Source organism: Sorangium sp. So ce119 (genome assembly GCF_051524405.1).
GTDB lineage: Bacteria > Myxococcota_A > Polyangia > Polyangiales > Polyangiaceae > Sorangium > Sorangium cellulosum_G.
Map to the genome: position 1 here is coordinate 9,130,240 of NZ_CP150310.1, position 19,124 is coordinate 9,149,363.

The following is a 19,124-nucleotide window of genomic DNA, read 5'->3' on the forward strand; positions in this document are numbered from 1 at the left end:
GTGCCCCTCGTGCCCCTGCGCGCGTCCAGTTCCCTCGAGCGAAGCGGTTCGTGAAGCTGTCCTCGTTGCTGCGCGCCCTGACGCGCGGGGGCATGGGTCTCGCGGCCGCCGTCATGCTGCCGCGCGTCGCCTCGTTCGCCGCCCAGTGGGCGCTCGCGCTCGTGGCCGGGCCGGCGGAGCTCGCCGCCCTCGCCAACTACATGTACCGAGGCGTCGTCGTCGTCGCGCTCGTCTCCGGCGGACTTCCGCCGACCCTGACGCGCCGGGCGCGCGCGATGACGACCAGGGCCGGGCGCGCGCTCGCCGGCGGCGCGATCGCGATGATCGCCTCCGTCGCCTTCAGCGTCACGCTCGCCCACGAGCTAGGGTCGGGGCTCGGCGTCGTGGCGGCGCTGGTCACCGCGTTCTTCAGCGCGTGCTCGCTCTTCGCCGCCGCGTCGAAGAGCGTCCTGCCGATCTGGCAGCTCCAGGGGCGCCTCCTGCAGGTGCTCGCGGCGGTCGTCTTCTTCTCGCCTTGCGCCGCCATGGCGGCCGCGCTGGCGGGCAGCCCCGCCGCAGTGGCCGTCGCGCTCGGGCTCGCCAGCGCCGCGCCCGCGATGCTCCTCGTGCGCCCCATCCAGATCCAGCGCGCTGCGCGGTACGCGTTGCTCGTCGTCCGGCACTCATTCCCCTATTCGCTCGCGAGCTTCTCGACGGTCGTCGTCTACCCGCTCTCGCTCAGCGCCTGCCAGCCGCTCCTCGGCGATCATCGCGTCGGGCAGCAGGTGCTCTACTGGTCGTTCTTCGCGGCCCTCTCGCAGCTTTCGCAGACGTTCGCCGCGCGCGCCGTGACGAACGCGCTCGCGTCGGGGGGCGGCGAGGCCGACTGGTACGCGCGCGCCATACGCGCCTGGCTGCCCGCGGGGGCGGCGCTCTCGGTCGTCGGCGCGATCATCTTCGCGCTCTTCGCCGTCCCGATCCCCTGGCTCCCCTTCGCCGGCGCCGCGCGCGAGGCGATGACGCTGACCATGCTGGTCTCGGGGGTGTGTCCGATCCTCACCGACGCCATGTGCATTTACTTCAGCGGCCCGCGGTCCCGCCGCGTGCTCCCGATCGGCAGCGTGGTGAGCAGCGCGTGCGTGGCCGGCGTTCTGCTGCTGGCGCCCGAGCCCCTGGTCCGGCACTTCGGGGTGTTCGGCCCGTCCGCGCTCGTCAGCATGGCGCGGCTCGCCTTCCTGACCGACGCGCCCGTGCGGCGGTACGCGCTGGGAACGTTGTTCCTGCTGGTCTCGGCGTTCGGACTCGCGCTGGCGCTGGGGCGAGGCGTGGGCGTCTAGCGGCGCGCGTCGCGCGCACGCGGCACGCCACGGCGGCTCGCCCGAGCGACCGCCCTGGCGCGGGCGCGCGCCTCGACGAGGAGCGCGGCGGCGATCGCTCCGAGGCCGGCCGCCCACGGGGTCCCGGGCTGCCCCGGCGCCTCGGTGCAAGCGCAGCCGCGACCGTAAAGGAGCGTGTCGTCCAGCTCTGGTGCGCCCCCGGCAACACCGCCGCCAGCGCCCCCGCCGCCGGCGCCGCCCCCGCCGCCGCTTCCACCGGCCCCGCCCCCGCTTCCACCGACCCCGCCGCCGCTTCCGCCAGCCCCGCCGCCGCTTCCACCGGTCCCTCCGGCCCCGCCGCCCCCTTCGCCCTGCGGCATCCTCACGATCACGCCGTCCGACGCGCGATCCGGGGAGAGCCCGGCGGCCGAGACCGCGCGTACGCCGACATAATACTTCGCCCCGTCGAGCAGCGGCAGCCTGCCGATCGATGCCTCGGAGACGTCGCCGACGTCCCGCCATGCCGGCGAGCCGAGGTAATCCCCCTGGCCCACGACCGCCACCTGATACGAGGTGGCCGACGGCACCTTCGACCATCTCACGTGGAGCGTGTCTCTGGTGATGATCTCGTCGACGTCCTCGCCCGCGCCGGGGTTGCTCGGGTCGGCATCCCACACGAACTCGGGCGCCGGCAGGATCTCGTGCCGCAGGTTGTAGAGGTAGCCATCCGCGACGCTCACCACGATGTCGTCGTTCCCGTCGCCGTCCGTGTCCGCGAGGATCGGCGCGCCGACGGGACTGCCGAAATGATGGGACCAGAGGAGGCGTCGCGAGCACGTGTCGACGGCATAGAGGAAGCCGTTGGTGGAGCCGACCACGACGGAGCTCCCGGCGGGCGAGAGGCCCGTGATGCTCCGTGAGACCGCCACGTCGCCGAGCTGGCCCATGGCGGCGTCCGCCTGCCGCGCGGCCTGCTCGTCCGCGAACACGGCGTCGCCCGCGAGGACGATCGAGCTCGTCCGCCCGGCCAGGGGGGCGTCTAGCTCGGTGAACGTGAGGCGCGCCGGCTGCATGAACGAGCCCTCGACGAGGATCGACCGGCCCTCGCACGTGGCGATCGCGCCGTGCGGATACGGGCGGTTGTCCTCCGTCCCCCTCCAGAGCGCGGCGCGAAGGTCGTGCGACAGCGTCCGCGCAGGGAGGAACCCGCCGTGCAGCGTCATTTCGAGCTGCGGATCGCCCGACACGTCGGCGAGGATCGGCATGAAGTAGGAGATCACCTCGGCGTTCTCGCCGAGGGAGCTGCCGTCCCGGCCCGAGAACACCCGGGCCTTGTTGATGGCCAGCGCGACGTCCTGCGCCCCGTCGCCGTTCCAGTCCGCGATCGCGGCGGCCTGGGTCCCGTCCCGCGCGGCGATGCGCTGGGTCCAGCGCACCCCGCCGCTCCGCTCGATCGCGAGGAGGTCGGTACGCATGTTGTGGTCGACCGTCAGCGCCACGAGCTCGGGCGCGCCGTCGCCGTCGAGATCGCCGTGCAGCACGTCCCACTTCGGCGGCCTCTCCAGCGGGACCTCGAGCCTCTGCCTGCCGCCCTCGTCGAGCATCGCGACCGAGTACCGCGCCGGCTCGGTGATCGGGTGCTGCCGCCTGAAGCACGCGAGGGTCGCCGGCGCGCCGCCCTCGGCGGGCGCGATGGAGGCGCCGAACGCATCCATCACGCGCCAGGCCGCCTTGGCGGGCGCGACGTTGCTCGCCCCCTCGGAGTCGATCCGGATGAGGTCACCCCGGCTGTCGACCACGACGACGCTGTCGGCCGTGTCGCCGGGGGCGAGCCTCGCCGCGAGCGGAGCCCGGCCGAAGTCGACGTAAGCGCCCGGACCGGTGCTGTAGCCGCCGACGCGCAGCCCGGGCAGGATGTCCCGCCCCTCCTGCACGAGGTTCGTGGGCGCGAGCGAGGCGTCGAGCAGCGTGACGAACCCGTCGTCGCGGGAGACGACGAGCCGCGGTGACCCCGGAGACGTCTCTGGCAGGACATCGAACGCCGCGACGTCGACGCCGCGCTCGATGGGATGGATGGCGGCCGACGACGGCCCCCCCTCGAACAGCTCGTAGGCGGTGACCGCCACGGGCTCCGAGGTCGACTCGAGCACGAGATCGTCGCGCCCGTCCCCGGTGAGATCCTGGGTGACCAGCGAGTAGATGAGGCCCGTCCTGCGCGCCCTCGCCCAGTCCGTGCGCGTGCGGATCTGCTCTCCGTCGAGCGACCAGAGCAGCTCGACCCCTCCGCCGCCCTGGCGGCTGAACCGGAAGGCCGACACGCGCTCCTCGCGCGACGTGAGGATCCACCGCTCGGCGCCGGAGCTCCCCGCGACCGCGCCCCGCGCGATCTCGTCCGGGATGACGGCGAGCTCGTCGCCCGTGGCCGCGTCGAACACGAAGGACGTCCACGTGTCCCCGACGCTGCTGCTCACCACCACCTCGAGCGCGCCGTCGCCGTCGAGATCCCACGCGAGCTGCGTCGGGGCGCGGGCGTCTCCGCCCTCGTTGGGGGCGAGCGTCTTGCGCCACACGACGGCGAGCGAGGGGCTCTCGCCCGGCCTGTACGCGAGCAGGGTGACCTCGCGCGCGCCCTGCTGGGAGATGACGCGGTTCTGGAAGCAGAGCGCGTGCTGGCCAGGTGTGGAAGGGTCGCCCAGGCTCACCGCCTCGCACAGCGCGCCGCCGATGTACCCGGCGATGCTCGCCGACTCCGCGAACACGGTCCCCGTTCCCGAGACGAAGAACAGCCGATCGTGCGAGGAGACCAGGAGGTCCGCGATGCCGTTGCCATCCCAGTCGCCCACCGTGTTGACCGTCGCGCCACAGTGGAAGCGCTGCGGGGGCGCGGGCAGCCTCTCCACCGCGTCGAACCCGCGCGCGAAGCTGTAGATCACCCCGGGGCTGTCCGTGCGCACGCCGCAGCATCCGCACTCGTCGAGGAAGAGATCGAGGTGGCCGTCGCCGTCGAGATCGGCGAGGCGCGCGGAGCCGAGCGTCCCGAGCTCCGAGGCCTCCTCGCGCCAGAGGACGGCCCCGCTGTCGCCGGCCACGACGGCCGCTCCCGCCCCGCTGAGCACGACCGCCTCGAGCCGCCCGTCGCCGTCGAGATCGTCGAGCGCGTGCAGCGCCTGGAACCCCAGGGAAGGGGTGCTCCAGTGGATGAACCCTTGCGGATCGGACAGCACCAGGCGCCCGCCGGCCACGAAGAGCATGTCGAGCTCGCCATCCTGGTTCACGTCGTCGGCGAGCATCTTGTTCGGCGAGAGCACGCCGCCGAGGTATGCCCGCCAGTAGGGCGCGGGCTTCACGATATTGCTCGTGGACTGCGTGGCGCCCGTGCGCTGCGGATCGTGCCGCGCAGAAGCCCAGTCGCCGGCGGCCAGGGTTCCGTGGAGCAGGAGCGCGGAGCAAACCGCGCTCGCTACCGCACGGCGCCTTACGGAGGACGATCGTTCCATGCTGAACTTCCCGAAGGGCGCGCTGTCAGCCGCTCGGCGGCAGCGTACGCGATCGTCACCGAGGTAGCATCGCGCACAGCCCGCTGCACCTGGCCGTACCGCGGTCGGGCCGTGAGCGGCCACACCAGCGGCGCACACCGCACCACATCGTCCCCCCCTTCCGCGGGCCAGCTTGAATTTTGGGGGCCTGGCGGGCACCTTAGCCCTCCGCCGCACCCCTATCTGGATGGTAGCGCCTCGAGCGCATGACTTATGGCTGACGAACTCAGAGCTCCTCCCACGACCGCCGCCCGCTCCGACGCCCCTGGCGAGCGCGCCATCGACCTCGTCGCCACCTGGCGAACGGTCAGCAAGCACTGGGCCATCGCGTTGACGACGATGATCTTCGTCGCCCTCAGCGTCACGTTCTACACGCTCGGGCAGAAGAAGATTTACCAGTCGACGTCGACATTGCAGTTCGATCCGAACCCGCCGCGGCCCCTCGGCCGCGGTGTCGAGACCGTCGTCGACATGGGCGCCGGCTCGTACTGGAACAACCGCGAGTACTACGAGACCCAGTACAAGGTCATGCGGTCGATGCGGGTGGCGCTGGCGGTCGTCGCCCAGCTCAACCTCCATAACGACGCGTATTTTCTGAAGGATCTACCGAGGGACGCCGCGGCCCCCGCGCCGATGAGCGTGAGCCCGGAGGAGGCGGCCGAGGAGCTCCGCGAGCGGCTCGTGGTCGAGCCGGTGAAGGACAGCCGCCTCGCCATCATCCGCTTCAACGACGCCGATCGCGAGCGGGCGCAGCGCGTCCTCTCCATGTTGATGGACGTCTACATCGAGCAGAACCTCGACGACGCGCTCACCTCGACGAACTCTGCCGTCGACTGGCTCCGGACGCAGCTCGACAAGCTGAAGAACGATCTCGAGACCAGCGAGACGTCGCTGCACGAGTACAAGAAGAGCAACAACATCCTCGACATCGATTTCGAGGACAAGACGAACCTCCTCCGCGAGGAGATGAAGCAGATCAACGACGCCCTCACGGCCGTGCGCACGAGGCGCGAGGAGTTCGCCGCGCGCAGCCAGGAGCTGGCGAAGGTCGATCCGAACAACCCGCTCGAGCTCCCCGCCTCCGAGCTCATCCAGAGCCCGGTGCTCCAGACGCTGCGCGCTCGCCACGAGGAGTGCGTCCGTGAGCGCGACGCGCTCATCGGCTCCGGCAAGGGGGAGAACCACCCCGACGTCCGCGCCGCGACCGAGCGGGTGGCCGCCAACAGGAACTCGCTGATCGCCGAGATCAAGAATGTTCAGGGCGCCGTGAACCGCGATCTCGCCATCGTGAGACGCCAGGAGACGGGCCTCGCGGGGCTGCTCGAGGGCGCCAAGAAGCAGGCCTTCGAGCTGAACTCCCTCAAGATCGAGTACGACCGGCTCCGGAGGACGAAGGAGAACACGGAGAAGCTCTATCAGATCGTCCTGGAGCGCACGAAGGAGAGCGATCTCCAGCGGATGATGCGGGTGAACAACATCCGTGTCCTCGACAGGCCGAACCTGCCGCTCGAGGCGATCCGGCCCCGCGTCGCGCTCAACATCGCGATCGGCATCCTCGCCGGGCTGCTCCTCGGGATCGGCGCGGCGCTGGCGCGGGCGATGCTCGATCGCACGATGAGGACGCCGGACGAGGTCGAGCGGGAGCTCGGGCTGCCCTTCCTGGGCCTCCTGCCGGAGTTCGACCGGAAGGACAGGGCCGAGGCTCTCTCCGGCAAGGCGCGCCGCCGGGGCAAGCTCGCTGTCTCGGCGAGCCGGCCCGAGCTCATCGTCCACGAGCAGCCGAAGAGCGGGATCGCGGAGGCAGCCAGGGCGATCCGGACGAACCTGCTCTTCATGTCGCCCGACCAGCCCTACAAGACGCTCCTCATCGCGAGCGCCGGCCCCGCCGAGGGCAAGACGACGGTGGGCTGCTGCATCGCCGTCGCCATGGCGCAGGCCGGGCAGCGGGTCGTCCTCATGGATTGCGACCTCCGCAGGCCGCGCCTCCACGCCATCTTCGACAAGGGACCGGAGATCGGCGTGACGAGCGCGCTGCTCGATGACTCCGTGATCGACGACGAGAACGCGCTGAAGACCGAGGTGGACAACCTCTACGTCATCCCTGCCGGCCCCATTCCGCCGAACCCGGCGGAGCTCTTGCACAGCGATCGATTCAAGGCGCTGCTCCGCAAGCTCCAGGGCCGCTTCGACCGGGTGATCATCGACAGCCCGCCCATCGGCGCCGTCACCGACGGCGCCGTGCTGTCGACGCTGGTGGACGGCACCGTGCTCGTCGTACGCGCCGCGGCCACGACGCACGACTTCGCGCGCCACGGGATCCGGGCGTTGCTCGACGTCGGTGGCCAGACCGTGGGCGTCGTGCTGAACGCCGCCGACCTGAACCGCCGGGAGTACGGCGCGTACCGCTACTACGGAGACAAGAAGGACGGGTACTACCCCGCGACGACCGAGGTCGCGCCGCCCGACGACGCGGACGCCCCACCGCCTCCCCTGCCGAACTGAGGAGCTCCGCCGTTGCTGTCCCCGAGACTCCCCCCCGCGGGCGGCGCCCGCCGCGCTGCCCAGCCAGCCCCGACCAGGAAGCGGAAGATGGTGCCGCGGGGCCGGCTCGTGGCGGTGTTCCTCGTCGCGACGCTGGCCACGGTCGGCCCGATCCTGGAAAGCTCGCTGGGCGACGGGCGCGGGTGGACGATAGGTCTCCTGCTGCTGCTCGTGGCGCCGTCGCTCGCGCGCGCCGGCGGTCCCCGCTTCCATCCGCTGGATCCGGAGACCTACATCCCGGCGGCTTACTTCCTCACCGTCGGCTACACGCCCATCCTGAAGCTGCTGACGTCCTATGGGTTCCACCTGCCGAGCTACGACGCGGCAGCCATGGAGGTGAGCTATGCCGGCGCGATCGGCTGCGCCCTCGCGTGCACGGCGTTGAGCCGCCTGCCGGAGAGCCCGAACCTGGAGCGGGTGGTCCCGGTGCACAGGCCGACGGCGATGCTGGACCGGGACTGGGCGGCGATCCTCGTCGGGCTGTTCGGGTTCGCGCTCGTCATCGGGTGGATCGCCTCGATCGGCGTGGGGCAGTTCTTCACGATGGACTACGCCTCGAACCACCTCGTGGAGGACGGCAAGGGCCTGCTGACCTCGGGCTGGTATCCGGTCAAGCTCGTGGTCGCGTATCTCTTCCTCAGGGTCGCTTCGGTCCGCAAGGCAGGCCTCCCCGTCCCGAAGACGCTCCTCATCGCCGGGTCATTCTTCTTCGCGACCCTCCTCCTCACCACGATCATGGGGCGGCGTGGGCCGCTCGTCTGGACCGTCCTCGCCATCGGGCTCACCCTGCACGCCTACGGGATCCAGATCCGGCGCATGTGGCTGGCCGCCGGCATGGTGTGCATCCTCTTCTACGGCATCGCCGTCGAGGGCGCCCGGGCCCGCCAGGGCCACGGGTTCGACGCGCAGATCACGTCGGCGATGAGCCGCCTCGAGACGATCGAGAACCCGCTGGAGATCGGCGAGCTCAGGATGATTCACTCCAACCTCGTCAACATCGTGAACGAGCGGCCGCCCATCGTCACCTACGCCGGGGAGAGCTGGATCAACGCGTTCCTCATCCTGATTCCAAGGCCGCTCTGGAGCGATCGGCCGCTCAGCCTTGGACAGCGGTATGCGTGGTGGAAGGCACCCGATATGGCGCGCCACGGCGCCGGCTTCGCGATGAGCGCCGCCGCCGAGGGCTACCTCAACCTCGGCCTCCTCGGCGCGGCGATCCAGGTCGGGGTCATGAGCGGGCTCTTCTTCATGCTGCCGCTCCTCATGGCGGGCGCGCGCGACGCGACCCCCCTCGTCCGCGCGTCCGCCGCAACCCTCTCCGCATTTGCCTACAACCAGTTTCGGGGCGAGCTCACCGCGCTGCTCAAGATCGCGGTCTCCCTGGGGGTAGGCGTGGTCGGGATCGTCCTGCTCACCTCGGTGTTCAAGCTGCTCCGCCAGTGGCTCATCAACCGGCAGCCAGCGCCGGGGCGACCTGCCCGGGGCCAGCGCGCGGCGCATCTCGGCCGGACGCCGGCGGGCTCGGCCCTGCAGGCGTCGCGCCGGCCGTAGCCGCGTGTGGGGCCCCGAGCCCCCCGAGCGACGTCGAGGATGTACCGTGCGGCGCGGCGCGGCGTTAAAAGGCCCTCAACCACGGGAAAGGCTAGACCCCCCTCACCATGAGAATCCCCCTTCGTCTGAACCGAGCAGGCTGGCCCTCGCTGGGGCTGCCGCGCAGGATCTGCTTTCCGGACCCGCGGGACCTGCTCCGGCCCGAGCAGATCGCCGCGCCCGAGATCTTCTCGGAGCGGGTCTCCATCCTCTTGCTCAGCGGCACCCGCAAGACGACGCGGCCCGGCAGGCACCGGCAGAGCGATGCTCTCCTCGTGAAGGCGCTCGGGCAGCAGCGCCCCGTCATCCTCGACGTCGGGGCCTCCGACGGCAGCACGGCGCTCGATCTCCTGACCACGCTCGGCGACGCCTTCGCGTCCTACTTCGTCACCGACAGGGCGCTCTCGCTGCGCGTGCGCACCGACGACCGCGGGCGCGCTTTCTTCTACGACGCCGACGGCGCCTGCGTCCTCGCGGCCACCCCGCGGCTGCTGTTCTATCCGGCAGCGGAAGGTCTGCGAAGGCTGCCGCGCTGGGCGTCATCCTGGCTGCAGGGCGGCATCCCGCCGTACGACCCCGCGTCCCCGGAGGTGTCCCTCGTCCAGCCGCGCCTCCAGGAGCTCGCGCGCCGCGACGCGCGCGTGGTCCTGAGGACCCACGACATCTTCCAGCCATGGGACGGCCCTGCGCCGACGGTCATCAAGGCGGCGAACCTGCTGAATCGCGCCTACTTCTCCGACGACCAGCTCCGCCAGGCCATCAGCAACTTCTGGCGCGCCCTCGCGCCCGACGGGCTGCTCCTCGTGATCGACAACCGCGACATCGAGAGAGCCTCGCTGTTCGCGCGCACGGAGAGCGGCTTCCGGCACATCGACAGCATCCATGGTGGAACGGAGATCCGACCGCTCGTCCTGAGCTGCTGAATCCGCCGTTTTCCTCGAGAGCGCCCCCCCACGCACGCGGAGACCTCCCTCGCTTCATGCGACGAGCTCCGCGGCGCAGTCGCGCCCCGCGACGGGCGCCGCCCGAGCGCCTCCCGCGCGCGGCGATCGTCGAACGTGAGCGTCGAGGTCATCTTCCCGAGCGCGCGGTGGTTCAGCGGGATCGGTAGCCCAGCGCGGCCGGGGACTTCATAGCTCCGACAGCATCGACATGAATTTGCTCACAGCATGGTTGACGCTGTTCTGGCTGGTCCGTTCGAGCGAGCGACGCGAGAACTGCTCCAGCAACGCTGGCTCGCGGAGCACTGTACGGACGGCCTCGGCGATTTGTGCCGGGCGGCCGACGTCCACCAGGATACCGTTGACACCGGAGGCGATCAGGTCGTTGACGGCGCCAACCCTGCTGGCCACGGCCGGCACGCCCAGCGCCATGACCTCCAGCAGCGCGTTCGGGAACCCTTCGCTGTGGGAGGCGAACACGCACAGGTCAAAGGAAGGGATCACATCCATCTTGTCCGTGGAGAGCCAGCCCGCATACTCGGTGTTCCTGAGGCCGCGCTCGCGGATGAACGCCTTGACGTTGTCCAGCTCGCTCCCGTCCCCGTAGATCCTGGCCTCGACCGAAGCATTCTCGCTCTGCAAGAGGAGCATGGCTTCCAGAAAATCATAGATGCCCTTTCTCCTCTCGATACGGTTGTAGTAGAGGACCTTCAGGGGTCTATCCATGTTCTGGGGATAGCTCTTCGCCGCACCTCTGGCGAAATACGAATCGGGCAGCCAGTTCTCTATGACGAGCAGCTCGACGCCGCGCTCCTCGGGCACAAAGCTCGAGAAGAAGCTCCGCCAGTGCTCGCTCTGGCATATCACCACATCGCAGGACCTGACGACGAGGCTCAGATACTCTCGATAGAGTTTGTTCCTGGCCACGTTATCGACGATAGGCCCCGAGCGCGGGAAGATGACGACCTTCTTCCCGAGCAGCTTGCCCAGGAGCCCGACCGAGCCCTTCTCCACGAAGCTCATCCCGGAGCTCGAGAACAGGAGGACGGCATCTACCCGCGAGAACAGGAGGTCCTTGATGCACCGGAGCACCCTCGGCACGGCGGTGTGCATCCTGTGGAGCGGCGACCGGACCCGGATCGAGTCAATGGTGGAGTCGACGAGCAGGAAGTCGAACTCATCTCCCAGGCCACTGTCGATCAGAGAGCGGCAGGCAAAGTACTGGCCGCCTATCCTCCCGTCGGCCGGGGGCTTGAATGAGCCCACGAACAGAATTCGCTTCTTTTCAGCCATGTCGTTCAATTCCGCCCGCGGCGACCGTACCACTCTCGCGCCGCGCTGGGTAGCTATCCCTCCCCGTGCGGTCCGGCGCCTCGCCTGGAGGAGCCGCGGCGGCGAAATCCAGCTCCGCTGTCATTTGCCGCTTGCATCACACGAGCACCTGTCAACCACGGTCGGCCGGTGCAGCACGCGGCGCATCTCGGCCGGTCGGCGACGGGATCTGCCCTGCAGGCGTCGCGCCGGCCGTCGCCGCACGCGGGTGGTCGCGCCGGATGCGACCGAGCAGCGCATACGCCACGACCGGCAGGCTCGTCACCAGGTACGTCGCCCCCTTCCAGCGCGGCAGGCTCCCGCGCTGGAGCAGATCGGCCGCCGCGAGCACGAGCATGGGCGCCCCGAGGCCCCAGGCCAGGTGCAGCGGCGGCGGCCAGGCGCGCCAGCGGCGGAGCATCCACGCCGCCACGGCGCCGAGGAAGCCCAGCGCGATGAACAGAGACGGGCCGGACAGCAGCCACCGCGCCTGGCCCATCAGGTGAAGTGGCGGATACCATCGCGGGTTCATCCCCCAGAAGACGGCATGAAGGAGCAGGGCTATCGCCGTCCCTCCGACGGCCACGACCAGGGCGCGTCGCGGCTTCACCGGGAGCAGGCTGAGGCCGATCAGCAGCGGCACATGAGAAAAGGCGATCCGCGCGGTGGCCAGGCACCCGAGCAGCGCGGTGAGCGCGACGAGCAAGCCTTTTGACACGCGGGGCTGCTCCAGGACCAGCGCCGCACAGAGCACGAGCAGCCCCCAGGCCGGCAGATCGTTGCCTATCGCCGCGAGCTCCCAGAGCAGCACGCAGCTGAACAGGGCGAGGACGAAGGTGTTGATCTGGGACCAACCATGCTGGGTGAACCGCAGCGCGAGGACGGTGGCCGCCAGGGCCAGCGCGGAGATCAACGCATAGGCGCCGAGCGCCGAGAGCGGCGCCCAGAGCGCCACCCACCCGGGACCGGGGCTGAACGGGTTTCCCAGGTACGTCGTCGACGCATAAGGGTTGTGCAGCTCGGCCAGCGCCCGCCCTGCCAGGATCATGGCATCGTCGGCGTCGGAGCCGGCGCCGCGCTGCTTGAGGCCGTCGGCCATGGGGTAGATGAACACCGCCACGAGCGCCAGGAGCCCCACCAGAGACACGCTGGGCCACGCGGTGTCGAGCCACCGTCGCAGGCGCTCCGGGGGGTCGAGCAGCAGCCACAGGCCGATGGCCGCGGCCAGCAGAAAGGCTGGAACAGCGATCCCTGGCGCCGGCGCGAACTTGGCGAAGGGCTGCAGCGCGGGGAGCTGCAGGGCGGCAAAGAGGCCGAAGAACGCCCCGTGTTTCGCCAGGAAGCGCATGGTGCTTGACGGGAATACCATGATTCCCGGTGGGCGAAAGGAGTTGACGTCGCGCGCGCCAGCCAGCCATTGTGCCGGCCCAAGCGACTCCCCCCGGAGCCACGCGGCCCATGCGCATCCTCTACGTCTCTCCTTATTTCCCGCCCGAGCCAGGGGCCCCGGCCGCGCGGGTGTCCGAGCTCGCCCGAGCCTGGCGGCGCGCCGGACACGAGGTCACGGTCCTCACGGGCATGCCGAACCACCCGACGGGGGTAATCCCGCCCGAATACCGGGGTCGGCTCCGCGTCGAGGAGGACTTTCACGGCGTGCGCGTCCTCCGCACCTGGATCTACGCCGCCGCCAACCGGGGCAAGGTGCGCCGCTCGCTCGCATACGGGTCGTTCGCCCTGTCCGCGCTCACGCTGGCGCAGCGCGATCTGCCGGCGGCCGACGTGCTCATCGCGACGAGCCCCCAGTTCCTCACGGCGGTCGCCGGCTACGGCATCGCCAGGCTCCGCGGGACGCCGTTCGTGTTCGAGGTGCGCGATCTCTGGCCCGAGTCGATCGTGGCGGTGGGCGCCCTCCCCGAGGGGCACGCGGTCGTACGAGGGCTCACGGTCGTCGAGGAGCACCTCTACCGCGCGGCCGATGAGATCGTCGTCGTCACGCGGAGCTTCCGCGAGCGGCTCGTCGAGCGGGGCGTGCCCGAAGCCAAGATCGACGTCATCCGCAACGGCGTCGACCTCGGCCGTTTCAAGCCGTCCTCACGCGACACGCCGCTGCGGGCGGAGCTCGGCTTCGGAGATCGCCTTGTCGTGGCCTACGTCGGCACGCACGGCATGGCGCACGGCCTCTCCGCGGTGCTCGACGTGGCGCATGGGCTCCTCTCTCGCGACGACATCCGCTTCCTGTTCGTCGGCGAGGGGGCCGAGCGGGCGAGCCTGGAGGCGCGCGCGCGGGAGCTCGGGCTGTCCAACGTGACGTTCCTCGGCGCGCGCCCGCGCGACGCGATGAACGAGGTGTACGCCACCGCCGACATCTGCCTCGTTCCCCTGCGCAAGACAGAGCTCTTCCAGACGGTCATCCCCTCCAAGATCTTCGAGATCCTCGCCATGGAACGGCCGATCGTGATCTCGGTCGACGGCGAGGCGCGGTCGATCGTCGAGGAGGCGAACGCCGGCCTGTTCGCTCCCCCCGAGGACGTACCGTCCATGACGCGGGCCATCCTCGATCTCGCCGCCGATCCGGACAGGCGGCGGCGAATGGGGGAGGCGGGGCGTGCCCATGTGATCCGCTCGTTCGACCGCGATACGCTCGCGCACGAGTATCTCGACGTGCTGGAGCGCGTGCTCCGCCGCGCGGCGCCCCGCGGAGACGGCGGCGGGGGCGCGAGATGAACCTGCCGCGGGTCGCTCGCACGCTGGCGCAGCTTCACCCGCTGCAGGTGCTCGCCCGGCCGATCGCGCTGGGGGGGCGCGCGCTCGGCCGGGGGCCGACCGCGGCGCAGCCTCCGCGCGTCCGGTCCGACTTCGCCCCGCCGAGCGCGGCGTTCGTCGCCTTCGCCGACGCCGAGCGGGCGCGCGGGCGCGCGCGCCTGGCCGCCATCCCCGAGGGCTCGCTGCTCCACGCGTACGAGAGCGCCTATGGCTACGAGCTCGGGGCCGATCCGACCGTCCCTGTCCCGGGGGCGTGGGAGGGCCCTGTCGCGTCACACCCGTTTCCTGCCTCGGTGCGCGCCCGCAGGCTCGCGGTCGCGGCGCGGCTCGGCCGCCCGGGGCTCGCGGCCGAGCTGGCGCGCGCGTGCCGGGCCATCGCGCTCGGGCTCGAGCTGCACCTGCTGGGCAACCACCTGCTCGAGAACGCGATCGGCCTCGTGTGCGGCGGCGCGGTGGCGCGCGGGCTCGAGGCCGAGGCCTGGTGGCGGCTCGGATCGAGGCTCCTGTCGTGGCAGCTCCCGGAGCAGTTCCTCGAGGATGGCGGCCACTTCGAGCTCTCCGCCTCGTACCACCTCGCGCTCGCCGCCGGGCTGCTCGAGGCGGTCGAGCTCGCGCAGGCGGCGGGGCGCGAGGTGCCCGAGCTCTGGCGGGTCACGGCGCAGAAGGCGCTGGCCTGGGCCGCCGCCGTCCGCGCGCCGGACGGGACCTATCCCCTCTTCAACGATGCTGCCCTCGACGCAGCGCCCGAGATCGATCAGGTCCTCGCCCTCGGCGCCGCGCTCGGCCTCCACGACGCCGGCGAGACGCCTGGATCGACGCCGGACGGGCCGCAGGCGCTCCTGCACCTCGCCGCGACCGGCTGGGTGATCCTCCGATCCGGCGAGCGCGCGTGGCTCGCGTTGGACGCGGGGATGGACGGCGCCGCGTACCAGCCCGGGCACGTGCACGCGGACGCGCTCACGTTCGAGCTGTGGATCGAGGGCGAGCGCGCCGTCGTCGATCACGGCGTATCCAGCTACATCGCGGACCGGGACCGGGAGGAGACCCGGGCCACGCGCGCGCACAACACGGTCGAGCTCGGCGGCGTGGACTCCAGCGAGGTCTGGAGCGCCTTCCGCGTCGGCCGCCGGGCTCGCGCCCAGGTGCGCCGGATCGACCGGTCTCCCTCGCACCTCGCCGTGGAGGCCGAGCACGATGGATACCGCTTTCTCCCGGGAGCCCCCCTCCATCGACGGGCGCTCGAGCTCTCCGAGCGGGAGCTCGTGATCCGCGACGAGATCGTGGGCGGCAGGACGAGCGCGTGCTCGCGGCTCAGGCTCGACGAGGCGGCCTTGCAGCGCCGGTCGATCTCGATCGACGGCATCCAGCTCGCGCCGGAGCGGAGCGCGGGTGATTGGCACCCCTGCTTCCGGCAGCCGCGCGCGGCCGTCGTGTTCTCCGGCCGCGGCGAGGTGCGCGACGGCTGGCGCGGCGGCTTTCGCCTGCGCTGGTAGCCAGTCGCCGCGCCGGGCCCGCGCGGCGCTCGCCAGACCGGCTCACTCGCGCACGAGGGTGCCGGTGAGCGTGATGCGGAACGGCGCGAGCGCCTCGACCTTCTCGAGCACCAGGTGCAGCGCCATGAACGCCTGGTGCAACCCCGGAAAGAGCGCCGTGGAGCACGGGTGATCCATCCCGGTATGGATCTTCTCCACGCGGAAGCCCGTCGCCTTGGCGATGCGCTCCACGGTCCACAGGGTGTTCATGCGGAAGTAGGTCGGGCACGGCCTGGCGTTGCTGCTACCCGACGAGGCGCGCAGCAGGCCCATGGTGAACGTGTGAAACCAATGCGGTGTCAGGTGCGTCGCGAGCCCCGAATACGAGAAGAGGTTCAGCGACGTGAACACGAATCGACCGCCCGGGCGCAGGAGCCGGTGCGCCTCGTGCAGCAGCGCCTCGGGCTCCTCGAGGTGCTCGAAGAGATGGTCCGCGACGATCACATCGGCGCAGCCGTCCGGCAGCGGGATCGACTCGCCAACCGCGCAGAGCCGGTGCGGCGCCGGGTTGCGCGAGAGCGCCTCCTCGTCCGGATCGACCGCGTAGATGGTCTTGCCCTCGAGCGACACCGTCGCGACCTGTCCGAACCACAGCGCCCCACAGCCGAGGTGGATGATGACCTTCGCCGGTGTGACCGCCTCGTCCACGATGCCCTGGTAGATCTCCCAGTAATGCGCGTGGCCGCTGAAGCGAGAATACCACTCGTTTGTCTTCTCATTGAAGCCAACGATCCGGCGGGCAAGTCCCACGATGTCTCCTTGGTGACTCCCGGCGGCGCGAGGACGTCAGCGGCGGGAGGAGGGCCTCACATCACCGAGAGGCTCCCCTGCGAGCGCCGCTCGAGCGTGAGCGCCGGCGGCCGGCGCAGCAGCAGGCGCTCGGCGGAGTCCACGATGAGCTGGAGCAGCATCTCCGCCTGCGGGTTGACCGCGCACTCCTCGCTGTCCCACCGGAAGCGCAGCTCCACCGTCTCGCTCGCTTGCTGGAACGTGAACACCGCGATCACCGACTCGCGGAGCCGCTGCGGCGTCGCCGTCTCGTGCATCCAGCTCCAGGGCTTCACGCGCGCGCTGCCGTTGGCGCCCGCGGAGCTCACCTCGAGGGCGATGAGCTTCGCCTCCTCGGCGAAGCGCTCGAGGACCACGCGCAGCCTCTCCGCCCCGCTCGCGGTCTCGAGCTCGAGCAGCGCTCGCGGCACGGCGCGGCGCAGCGCCTCCACCGTGGCCTCGCGCACGCGACGAGCGTCGCTCCGCTGCGCCCCGAAGAACGGGAAGGAGCCCGCCGTGCGCACCACGATGAACAGCACCAGGCTGCAGGCCACGAGCGCAAGGCCGATCTCGTGCGAGCGGCCGACATAGGCCACCAGCGCGACCACGGTGAACACGAGGCTGAGCCCGTACAGGATCAGCACCGCGCTGCGATGCGAGTGGCCCTTGTCGAGCAGCTTGTGATGGATGTGCGAACGATCGGCCGAGAAGATCGGCCGGCGAGCGACGTAGCGCCGGACCATCGCCGAGATCATGTCGAAGATCGGCAGGCCGAGCGCGAGCAGCGGCACGAGGACGGCGAGCGCGGTGCCGCCCTTGTGCGTGCCCACGCCGAAGAGCGGGATCGCGGCCAGCATGAACCCGAGGAACATGCTCCCGGTGTCGCCCATGAAGATCGTCGCGGGGTGGAAGTTGTGGAACAGGAACCCCACGATGGCGCCCGCGAGCGTCGCCGCGAGGAGGCAGATCACCAGGTTGCCGGGGTAGCCGCCGAGGTACGCGGTGATGAAGTTGGCGACGCAGGCGAAGAAGCCCACGCCCGCCGCGAGCCCGTCGAGGCCGTCGATCAGGTTGACCGCGTTGATGATCGCGACGAACCACGGAATCGTGACCAGGAACGAGAGCGGCCAGAACGACACGTGCCCGAAGTACGGCAGCGTCACGCACTCGAGGCGAAGCCCGAAGCCCCAGGCGATCGACGCGGCGAGGATCTGCGCAAGCAGCTTGTGTCGCGCGCGCATTCCCCGGGTGTCGTCCCAGGCGCCCGCCGCCGCGATCACCAGCCCGCCCAGGAGCAGCCCCACCACGAGCGCGTGCTGCGAGAACCACATCAGCCCGATCTGGGTCCCCATCGCGACCAGGATGAACAGCGGCAGCATGAAGCCGGCCACGATCGCGAGCCCGCCCAGGCGCGGGATGCGCCGGGTGTGCACGCGCCGCGCGGTCGGCTCGTCGACCGCGCCGATGGTGACCGCGAGACGACGCACGAATGGCGTCGCCGCCCACGAAATCACCAGCGCAAGAATTACCGCCGTGAGCGTACTTACCATCGCTCGTTCCTCATCCTCCTCGGGGACTCCCGCACCCTGGCTAAGATGCGGCGCGGCGCGCGACATTCATAGCTCGTCAACATGCAGGCAAGCCCGTCGTTGGTGCGTCCCTACTACCCCAAGTAAGCGCCCCGGACAACCTGAGGACGGGCCAGAAAACCGCTCTGTAACCCGCACGCATCGTCATCGCCCCCATCAATTTACAGTACGGCTGTAAGAACTGCACCGCTAGGAGAGTGCGCTGAGCCGTCCCGGGGACGTTGGCTGCCAAACTCCGCCGATCCGGGCCTGCGGGCCTATCGCGAGACCGGCGTGGGCTTCATCTGCTCAGCCCTGGGGATCTGGCCTGCCTCGCCGGTGCTCCGAGCGTCACTACGGCGCTTGGACTGGTGCACGTAGTGAGTTTCCTCAAGCAGTCATGCTGTTCCTGACGCGACACCCCCCGACCGCCGATTCCATGTGTGACGAGTCCGCGACATCCATTGTTTCGGCGAGGCAGAAGATGTAGGGGGGCGTGACGGGTTCGGCGCGGGGACCAGGCCGCGTGCGTCGGGCACCCACAGCAAGGCAGCGGGGGCGGACCGGCCCGGGCGCAGCGCGGGTGGACGGGGCAGCGCGCGGGATCCGAGGGCGAGAGCGGGCCGGGTCGGCGCGAGCGCGGCCGCGTTCGGGTCAGGCGTCCGGGTCGTCCAGCTCGTAGTACTTCTGCGTCCTGCCGGATGCGAGGATCCTGAACGGATTGCCTGCCACCACGGTGTTGGAGGGCACGTCCTTGTTCACGACGCTGTTCGCGCCGATGATCACGTTGTCCCCGATGGTGATGTCGCCGAAGACGGCGCTCCCCGCCCCCACATAGACGTCGTTGCCCAGCCGCGGGACACCCTGGCTCCCGAAGTTCCTGCCTATCGTGACGTTCTGTCCGACGAGGCAGTTGTCGCCGATGACCGCCCGGGCATGGATCACCACCCCCAGCCCCCAGTAACCCAGCCTGAAATTCGCCCCGATCGTGGCCGACGACGGGATGTAGACCGAGAACAGGAAGCGGTTCAGCCACGTGATCAGCCTGGCCACGAGGGACAGCTTGTTCCGGTAGAAGAAATTACCGATCCGGTACAGCAAGACAGACGGGTTCTTCATGGCGTCGACAGCAGCGGTCTGAACCTGGTGATCGCGTCGTCCAGAGCCGGTTGGCCTGCTTCAACCGCTCGACCGAGCGGCGCGAGGACTCCCGGAGCCACAGCGTGGAGGGAGGAGTCGACGAGCAGGAAATCGAAGTCGTGCTTCCGATCGCCCTCGA

General features: G+C 70.4%; 12 protein-coding genes. 6 read left to right on the top strand and 6 right to left on the bottom strand.

Features of this window, described 5'->3' with window-relative positions; all coding sequences use genetic code 11:
- The first annotated feature begins 50 nt into the window (after positions 1-50).
- The gene (locus tag WME76_RS34435; RefSeq protein ID WP_437956444.1) at positions 51-1,316 is read left to right on the top strand and encodes a hypothetical protein; all 1,266 of its coding nucleotides are present in this window, start codon (positions 51-53) and stop codon (positions 1,314-1,316) included.
- On the opposite strand, the gene WME76_RS34440 is transcribed toward WME76_RS34435, so the two are convergent.
- Entirely contained in the window at positions 1,313-4,642 is a 3,330-nt protein-coding gene (locus WME76_RS34440; RefSeq protein ID WP_437956445.1) for an FG-GAP-like repeat-containing protein, read from the bottom strand. The two genes, WME76_RS34435 and WME76_RS34440, sit on opposite strands and share 4 nt — an antisense overlap.
- Positions 4,643-5,044: 402 nt before the next feature.
- On the opposite strand from WME76_RS34440, the gene WME76_RS34445 reads away from it, so the two are divergent.
- The 3 genes from WME76_RS34445 to WME76_RS34455 all read left to right on the top strand — a co-directional run bounded on the left by WME76_RS34445 (position 5,045) and on the right by WME76_RS34455 (position 9,885).
- Positions 5,045-7,333 (top strand): GumC family protein, encoded by a 2,289-nt coding sequence (locus tag WME76_RS34445; RefSeq protein WP_437956446.1) that lies wholly within the window; start codon positions 5,045-5,047, stop codon positions 7,331-7,333.
- A gap of 12 nt (positions 7,334-7,345) precedes the next feature.
- Positions 7,346-8,923, top strand: coding sequence for an O-antigen polysaccharide polymerase Wzy (gene wzy / locus WME76_RS34450; protein ID WP_437956447.1), 1,578 nt, complete (start codon positions 7,346-7,348; stop codon positions 8,921-8,923).
- A gap of 107 nt (positions 8,924-9,030) precedes the next feature.
- On the top strand, positions 9,031-9,885 hold the full coding sequence (locus WME76_RS34455) for a hypothetical protein (RefSeq protein WP_437956448.1): 855 nt from the start codon (positions 9,031-9,033) through the stop codon (positions 9,883-9,885).
- 207 nt (positions 9,886-10,092) lie between these two features.
- On the opposite strand, the gene WME76_RS34460 is transcribed toward WME76_RS34455, so the two are convergent.
- Positions 10,093-11,196 (bottom strand): glycosyltransferase family 4 protein, encoded by a 1,104-nt coding sequence (locus WME76_RS34460; RefSeq protein WP_437956449.1) that lies wholly within the window; start codon positions 11,194-11,196, stop codon positions 10,093-10,095.
- A 151-nt stretch (positions 11,197-11,347) separates the two neighbouring features.
- Positions 11,348-12,583, bottom strand: coding sequence for a hypothetical protein (locus WME76_RS34465; protein WP_437956450.1), 1,236 nt, complete (start codon positions 12,581-12,583; stop codon positions 11,348-11,350).
- Between the two features lie 89 nt (positions 12,584-12,672).
- Between WME76_RS34465 and WME76_RS34470 the strand changes: the two genes are divergently transcribed.
- Together WME76_RS34470 and WME76_RS34475 are read left to right on the top strand one after the other, a co-directional pair.
- Complete coding sequence (locus tag WME76_RS34470; protein ID WP_437956451.1) at positions 12,673-13,938, top strand: glycosyltransferase family 4 protein; 1,266 nt, start codon at positions 12,673-12,675, stop codon at positions 13,936-13,938.
- The gene (locus tag WME76_RS34475) at positions 13,935-15,470 is read left to right on the top strand and encodes a heparinase II/III domain-containing protein (protein WP_437956452.1); all 1,536 of its coding nucleotides are present in this window, start codon (positions 13,935-13,937) and stop codon (positions 15,468-15,470) included. Before WME76_RS34470 ends, WME76_RS34475 begins: the two co-directional genes overlap by 4 nt.
- A gap of 42 nt (positions 15,471-15,512) precedes the next feature.
- Here the strand turns inward: WME76_RS34475 and WME76_RS34480 are convergent, their stop codons facing one another.
- The 3 genes from WME76_RS34480 to WME76_RS34490 all read right to left on the bottom strand — a co-directional run bounded on the left by WME76_RS34480 (position 15,513) and on the right by WME76_RS34490 (position 18,964).
- Complete coding sequence (locus WME76_RS34480) at positions 15,513-16,259, bottom strand: class I SAM-dependent methyltransferase (RefSeq protein ID WP_437956453.1); 747 nt, start codon at positions 16,257-16,259, stop codon at positions 15,513-15,515.
- 56 nt (positions 16,260-16,315) lie between these two features.
- On the bottom strand, positions 16,316-17,893 hold the full coding sequence (locus WME76_RS34485) for a glycosyltransferase family 4 protein (protein WP_437956454.1): 1,578 nt from the start codon (positions 17,891-17,893) through the stop codon (positions 16,316-16,318).
- A gap of 606 nt (positions 17,894-18,499) precedes the next feature.
- Positions 18,500-18,964, bottom strand: a complete 465-nt coding sequence (locus WME76_RS34490; protein WP_437956455.1) for a serine O-acetyltransferase — start codon at positions 18,962-18,964, stop codon at positions 18,500-18,502.
- Positions 18,965-19,124: the final 160 nt, after the last annotated feature.